The 7,340-nt window shown below is 34.2% G+C and carries 5 protein-coding genes; 2 read left to right on the top strand and 3 right to left on the bottom strand.

Annotated elements, in window-relative coordinates; translation table 11 throughout:
• Nucleotides 1-219: 219 nt before the first annotated feature.
• From SGJ10_03225 to SGJ10_03215, 3 genes are all read right to left on the bottom strand, one after another.
• Complete coding sequence (locus SGJ10_03225; GenBank protein ID MDZ4757137.1) at nucleotides 220-1,437, bottom strand: M4 family metallopeptidase; 1,218 nt, start codon at nucleotides 1,435-1,437, stop codon at nucleotides 220-222.
• 105 nt (nucleotides 1,438-1,542) lie between these two features.
• Nucleotides 1,543-1,977, bottom strand: a complete 435-nt coding sequence (locus SGJ10_03220; GenBank protein MDZ4757136.1) for a hypothetical protein — start codon at nucleotides 1,975-1,977, stop codon at nucleotides 1,543-1,545.
• A 379-nt stretch (nucleotides 1,978-2,356) separates the two neighbouring features.
• Nucleotides 2,357-4,198 (bottom strand): glycosyltransferase family 39 protein, encoded by a 1,842-nt coding sequence (locus tag SGJ10_03215; protein ID MDZ4757135.1) that lies wholly within the window; start codon nucleotides 4,196-4,198, stop codon nucleotides 2,357-2,359.
• A gap of 47 nt (nucleotides 4,199-4,245) precedes the next feature.
• Here SGJ10_03215 and SGJ10_03210 point away from each other — a divergent pair, with 47 nt between their 5' ends.
• Both SGJ10_03210 and SGJ10_03205 read left to right on the top strand, forming a co-directional pair.
• Nucleotides 4,246-5,550: a deoxyribodipyrimidine photo-lyase gene (locus SGJ10_03210; GenBank protein MDZ4757134.1), complete on the top strand. Its 1,305-nt coding sequence runs from the start codon at nucleotides 4,246-4,248 to the stop codon at nucleotides 5,548-5,550.
• Between the two features lie 179 nt (nucleotides 5,551-5,729).
• Nucleotides 5,730-6,977, top strand: a complete 1,248-nt coding sequence (locus SGJ10_03205; GenBank protein ID MDZ4757133.1) for a DEAD/DEAH box helicase — start codon at nucleotides 5,730-5,732, stop codon at nucleotides 6,975-6,977.
• Nucleotides 6,978-7,340: the final 363 nt, after the last annotated feature.

Here is a 7,340-nt window from a genome sequence, read left to right as displayed (position 1 = left end):
TATTTTCATCGTTTAACTATTTTCAACGTAATTACGTCTTTGTTATCATATATTCTTATAAAATATATACCCGCAGCGATATCTTCAGTTGAAAAAATATTATTATTAAAATTGTTAACTTTATTAGCTGATTGAACCAATTCTCCATTAGTGGAATATATATCGACGCTATATTCCTTGGAGGTGCTAAATTGTATTCTAAAATTATTCTTTGTTGGATTAGGGTATATAGATGGTTGATTTTTTTTCCAATTGGTTAAAAGTCGAAATTGAATTATTTTGGCATAAACTTCTAAATCCAATCCCAACTGCTGCCCATGCATTTTGAGTTTGAATTTCTTCATTAGAACAAGTACCAAAAATCGCCCTTGCCACTGCAATAGAATTAGCTCTAGAGTTTGTAAACTGAGAAACTGAAGTGAGATTGTTTACAACAGTATTATAAGCAATTAAAGCTGCGTCGTCTGCTCCTATACCGGTAACACTATAAAAACCACCATTATCATTCGTGCCAGAACCACCTTGGGATAACAAGAAAAAACAAAAATTTTGAACACCGCAATTTGAATGAATCCCCCCATTATCGCAACTATCGTCCGTATTCCAAAATGTACCCAAATAGGTATCTGGATTTCCAGTAGATTTACTACACCCATTATTAGGATCTGCATTACTGCCTAATGCACTAGGATTTTGAAGAGATCGTCTTAACATTGCTCCATTTAAATCGACGCCTGTGCCCAAGTCATTTCCAGTTACCCAATCATTTGTTCCTCTAAACCATCTTTCTAACGCTTCTCCCATAATGTCAGAAAATGACTCGTCTAATGCACCTGCCTCATCCCAGCCTGTCAAATTACTTGTTTGCCAAGTTATTCCGTGCATGTATTCATGTCCCACGATATCCAAAGTAGCTAAATATAAATTATTTACAGTGCCGATCTCAATGTAGCTGTCTCCGTTTCTCCTTATGAAATGGGCTTGAGGTTGATTCCAATTTCCTTGTACCTTGACAATGCTGCCATGATCGTTCATGCCTGTTCTACTATGAACTGTGAGATAGTAGTCCCAAGCTTCTGAAACTATCCAGTGAGGGTCTGTGGCCATAACCTCAGTAGCATTCCAAATATCATTACTTTTCTTAACATTTGATTGTATAAACCACGCATTACTAGAATAATATTTAGTATGAATATTTCTGGTAGCATCATCTGTTTGCAAAATCCAATCATGGTGCGGAAATCCACGTTGTTTTGTGTCTATGGTCCTATTAGCATTGAATGTAATTACAGCTGGTCCATTACTGCGTCCAATATTTGTTTCTCTAAAGACTTCCCCAGTATAGGCATCAACAAAATATGTTTTTTGAAACCCATTTAAGCCAATACATAATATATCGTAACGCCATGCGAGCTTATACCTAGAACTACTTATCATAAAACCTAAGTTTCTATAATTATCTAACGCCCAAATTAATTCACCAATGGGTACATTTGTTGCTGAAGAATCCCCTATACTTAATCTATAATCCTGTTGCCAGTTTCAATCTAGCCATGCGGGACTCAAACTTGTATAATAGTTTAATTGTTTTTTTAAACTATCGTATGCCATAACAGATGTTAATAGCCCTGAATATATTGTCTGATCTTGAAAAGTTGCAACCTTGCCGTAGGCATATTTTAAAAAACCACTTTGAGAATGCTCAATGAACTCGGCTCCTTCTATTTTAATATCTTTATAGAATTGTTGATACTTATAATGGTCATAATGAAGCAAGCTATCTGTCCATGCCCTAACTAGAGTCATTTCATTTAAAGTATCGTCAAAGAAATAATACTGATAAGTACTAAATAGTTGTCCTGCTGAAAGTTTAGATGGGTAAAAATAAAATAAGCCTGCTGAATCATACTCAGAAACATTATTGACAAAAAATGAATCTAACTGAGCATTTGAAAATTTAGGAGTAGCAAATTGCAAAATGATTGCGATAATAATAATAATTTTTTTTATAATTTTTTGAGGTTCTTTATAGTTGTTAATTGAATTGAATTGTTACATCATACATCTATTTCACAACCTCAATTTACCAAAAGAGGAGTGAACTTCCCTACTATTCCTTCAAAAGCAGGTACAGGAATACCTAAACATGAAAAAATGTAAGAAAGAACACACCCCAAGGACGGGTGCGTCGAAGCAAACATAAAAGTCATGTTTTGCAAAATTTCCTGTTTAGCTCTTTACAATTTGTTTAAATGAACGCCGATAATTATTTAAGAACTTTAATCTTTAATTAAGGCAAATAAAAGGATTAAAATCCAACTATCCAAATAAAATTAAAAAATAAAATCCTGCATGCTTATTCTATTTTCTCATAAAAACCATATAATAGTGGATTGCCTTTTCGCACCCTAATTTTTATCTGCCCTATTATAAAATGCTCTTTTGATTTGTTCCATAAAAAGAATTTTAGTTTAAGATTATCTCCAAGATGCTTACAGTCGGCCATATTGAAAGAATATATTGCTTCGAACTTATTTTTATTTAATTGAAAAATATTTACTTCTTGTTCTCGCCATTGTTTGATTGCGGTATCTTGCATCAGTTCTGAAACTATAGAAGCATTTACAGCGGTATCCGATTCTAATTCATATACAATATCTATAATATTATTGTGATGAGTTAATATTTTATCCAATTGAAATTCGTATGCTGTGGTCCATTCATTTCCATCTATTACAATTGCTTTGGTCGAGATTATAGAATCCAATTGGAGTTCTTCTATTTGATTTGTAGGTTTAGTTTTAGAAAGTACATAAAAATTTCCAATAAAATAATCTTTCTTCATTTCAATATAAGGAAAGTATTTTTGCAAGTAGGGCAACCAGTATGGGTTTTCGCTACTTAAAGCTCCATAAACAAGTTTATAACCTTTATATTTAGATAAGGTGCTATCTATATATTTCACAAAGGGAGCTGCATGCTCATTCAAATCTACATAATTAAAATTATAAGTGTATTTTTCGTTAAAATAACTATTAAATTTAGAATTTGTAAACAATAATACCAAAGGTTTTTGAGCTTGATTTTTATAATAGGTATTTGCTTCTTTCAAAATCTCTTGGTGCGGCGATTCATAAAAATAGGTATAATACTTCCTGTCTTTAATAAGCGAAAAAACATTGATACAAAGTATGCAAAAGCTCAATAAGAACAACAGTTTTGGTTTTATACTGGGCAAATTTCCAAAGAAAGAAAATAATAGAAATGGAAATGCAAAGATGAGTACACTATACTGCAAAACTGGATTTACCTTAATTGAATATATATAACCTGTAAGATAAACTATGGTAAAAACTGCAAGGAATAAAAACGCCTTTTTATTTTCAAAAATACTTCTTAAGCCCCAAACAAATAAAGCAATAACAGACCAAATAACCAATGAAGAAAAGTTCATTGTATAATCTAAATAATCTATTATAAAATTACCGTTGGGTCTGCTTAGCCAACCCCCTACCCCACCTGTATTTAATTGATAAATCAAAATACTGATATTGGGCAAATACGTCACAATTAAAGCCGAATTCAATAATATATATTTGAATCTAAATTCTTTGCCGACTATAAATAAACCCAACAAACCTATTATAGCAATAGTAAGTAAACTAAAATAATGTGTGGTGGCAGCAAAGATTCCAAAGAGTATATATAATAGAATTACTTTCCAATTATATTTATTTTCTTTCACAATTTTGGTCCAGTAAATAAAAAACAAAAGCACCATAAACAAACCGCAGCTATAGGGCCTAGCTAACTGAGAATAAAATACCGTGTATTGCAAACTGGCGATATAAGTACAACTAACGATGGAAGCTGTTTCATTGAACCATTTTTTGCAAGCTATATAAGTTAATGGGATGCAAGCTATGCCCAATAGCAAAAAAGGTAATTTTATCCATAAAGAATTTTCACCACCAATCTGAATCCAATAGTACAAAAATAATTGAACCAAAGCCGGGTGTCCATCGGGTTTGATGCCTTTATTAAAAAGCTCACTTAAGCTGCTATAATGCGTGCGAAAAATGGCACTGAGCTCGTCGTTCATTAAGGGAATATCCGCGGCATTCCATAGCCGCAGTATCGCCCCCACCAAGGTAACACAGGCAACGATCAAATACTCGGGTTTAATTTTTTTGAACATACGAACTAGGTTACAAAACTAAATGATGATGTGGTTGTTTGTATCGTATGCCAAAAATAAACATCCATTGGTTTAGAAGAGATTTAAGATTAAACGACAATGCAGCATTATACCATGCTTTAAAAAATGATAAGCCTGTATTGTGTTTATTTATTTTCGACAAAACTATATTAGATAAACTAGAAAATAAATTTGACAAACGAGTTGATTTTATTCATCAAACTATTATACAACTTAAAAAGGAATTGAAAGAAAAAGGCTCTTCACTACTCATTAAATGTAATACTACGGAAGAAGCTTGGAAAGAAATTTTACAAGAATTTGATATAGCTGAAGTATTCACCAATCATGACTACGAACCTGCCGCTATATTGCGTGACAAGCAAGTAGAAACTATTTTAAATGCAAATAATATTAGATTGCACAGCTACAAAGACCAAGTAATATTTGAGAAAAAAGAAGTGGTGAAAGACGATGGAAATCCTTATACCGTTTTTACACCATATAGCAAAAAGTGGAAAGCAAAGTTGACATCCATTTATACCAAATCATATCCAACTGAAGAATATTTTCACAATTTATATAAAACTACACCTCATAAAAATATTGATTTAACTGATTTAGGATTTGAGAAAACGGATATTATAATTCCTTCAAAAAATATCACAAAAGGACTTATACAAAATTATGCAGAAACCCGTGACATACCAAGCATAGCAGGCACCTCGAGGCTCGGAATCCATTTGCGTTTCGGCACTATTTCTATCCGTGAAAAAGTAGCAAAAGCTTTAACACTTTCCGAAACATTTTTAAATGAATTGATATGGCGTGAATTTTATATGCAAATAATATATCATTTCCCGCATGTAGTAGAAAATAGTTTTAGAGAAAAGTATGATGCCCTAAAATGGCTAAATAATGAAGAACAATTTGCACGGTGGTGCGAAGGACAAACAGGCTATCCCATTGTAGATGCAGGCATGCGTGAACTCAATGAAACAGGCTATATGCACAATCGCGTTCGTATGATAGTAGCTTCGTTTCTCACCAAACATTTATTGATAGATTGGCGGTGGGGCGAATGGTATTTTGCTCAAAAACTATTGGATTACGAACTAGCCTCGAACAATGGAGGCTGGCAGTGGGCAGCAGGCTGCGGTACCGATGCAGCTCCCTATTTCAGGATATTTAATCCCTACCTGCAAACTCAAAAATTCGACAAAGATTATATATATATTAAAAAATGGGTGCCTGAGTACTTATCATCCGAATACCCAAAACCTATTGTAGACCATGATTTTGCGAGGAAGCGATGTTTAGAAGTATATAAGAAAGCACTTGGAGACATATAATGATATAGCCTGTCTACTCGTGATTCAGAATTTATTCCAGAATTTTTTAATGAACATTGTTATAATACACCCAGAAACAAGTGCAGGGTGACGCCTCTAATTAAATACAAAACCAATATGCCTCAAAATCACCTACCTTTGTACTAAATAAATAAATATACAATACTTTAAAAGATTACATGACATTTGACAAATTGAACCTGATAGAGCCTATTTTGAGGGCACTAAAAACAGAAGGTTACACCACTCCAACACCCATTCAGCAACAATCCATTCCTATTATACTTGACCGCAAAGACCTTTTAGGCTGTGCCCAAACTGGAACAGGAAAAACCGCTGCATTTGCTATACCTATGCTACAAATATTGCATGGTGAGCATTCAAAAGGAAACAGAACCGGGCATATCAGTGCATTGATATTAACACCTACCCGCGAACTAGCGATACAAATTGATGAAAGTTTTGAAGCTTATGGAAAACATACTGGACTCAAACATTTAGTGATATTTGGCGGCGTTCCACAAAATCCTCAGACAACTGGCCTACGTAATAAACCTGATGTATTAATAGCCACGCCTGGCCGTTTGCTCGACTTAATGAATCAAGGATTTGTACATTTGCAACACTTGAAAATATTTGTGTTGGATGAAGCAGACCGTATGCTGGACATGGGTTTTATTCACGATGTGAAAAAAGTAATTGCTAAAATTCCTGCCAAGAGACAATCCCTATTTTTCTCGGCTACCATGCCGCCCGAAATTGTAAAACTAGCAAATACTATATTACATGAACCAATTAAGGTGGAAGTTACTCCTGCATCGACCACAGCCGATACTATACAACAATATATATATATGGTGGGCAAAGCAGACAAACGCAAACTACTGGTACACCTGCTCAAAACAGAACCTATCAATACGGTTTTAGTTTTTACAAGAACCAAACATGGAGCTGATAGAGTTGCCAAAGACTTGGTAAAATCAGGAATTAAAGCAGAGGCGATTCATGGTGATAAATCGCAGGATGCGAGACAACGTGCTCTTACAAATTTCAAAAATCAACATACAAGAGTTTTGGTTGCTACAGATATAGCAGCTCGCGGAATTGATGTGGATGATTTGTCGCATGTAATTAATTTTGAATTACCCAATGTGCCTGAAAGTTATGTGCATCGTATTGGTCGCACAGGCAGAGCTGGAGCAAGCGGAATCGCATTTTCATTTTGTGACGAAACTGAAATGGATTACTTAAAAGATATACAAAAACTGATTGGGAGACCCATTCCCCCTGGTACCGAACACCCATTCCCACTAAGCGATGCAGCGGTTGCAGAATTTAAAGCAAGCACTGCAAAACCTGCAAAAGGCGGAGCAGCTCAAGGAAATAAACCAGCTCCAAGTAGGAGATTTGGGAATAAGAGGCGATAAGTACGAAGGAATAGGAGATAATACCATTTCTTAACCTATAATAGTCTTTGGACTATTATAGGTTTGTAGAATGGTAATGCCGAGCTATAATATGTTTAGTGCCCCTTTTTTTTGACTATTATATATTGAGTTTCGGTATAATACATTTCTTAACCTATAATAGTTCTACGCCTGTGGCGGATTGGTTTTTAGAACGGTAATGCCGAGCTATAATATGTTTAGTGCCCCTTTTTTTGACTATTATATATTGAGTTTCGGTATAAGTAGGGTCTGCTCAAAAACTCAGCCACCAGGAACAATTGTCTATTTTGAATTAAAAGCATAGTATAATGAATAATTATTCTTCTTTTTCACATGAAATAT

The sequence above is a fragment of the Bacteroidota bacterium genome, assembly GCA_034439655.1.
Taxonomy (GTDB): Bacteria; Bacteroidota; Bacteroidia; order UKL13-3; family UKL13-3; genus CANJUD01.
Note: the sequence above shows the minus strand (reverse complement) of the source record. Positions and strands in the feature narration are given on the sequence as shown.

Excerpts from the sequence above, each read along its gene's own strand:
- SGJ10_03225 (MDZ4757137.1), bottom strand. The coding sequence starts at position 1,437 with ATGATAAGTAGTTCTAGGTATAAGCTCGCATGGCGTTACGATATATTA.
- SGJ10_03215 (MDZ4757135.1), bottom strand. The coding sequence starts at position 4,198 with ATGTTCAAAAAAATTAAACCCGAGTATTTGATCGTTGCCTGTGTTACC.
- SGJ10_03210 (MDZ4757134.1), top strand. The coding sequence starts at position 4,246 with ATGCCAAAAATAAACATCCATTGGTTTAGAAGAGATTTAAGATTAAAC.
- SGJ10_03205 (MDZ4757133.1), top strand. The coding sequence starts at position 5,730 with ATGACATTTGACAAATTGAACCTGATAGAGCCTATTTTGAGGGCACTA.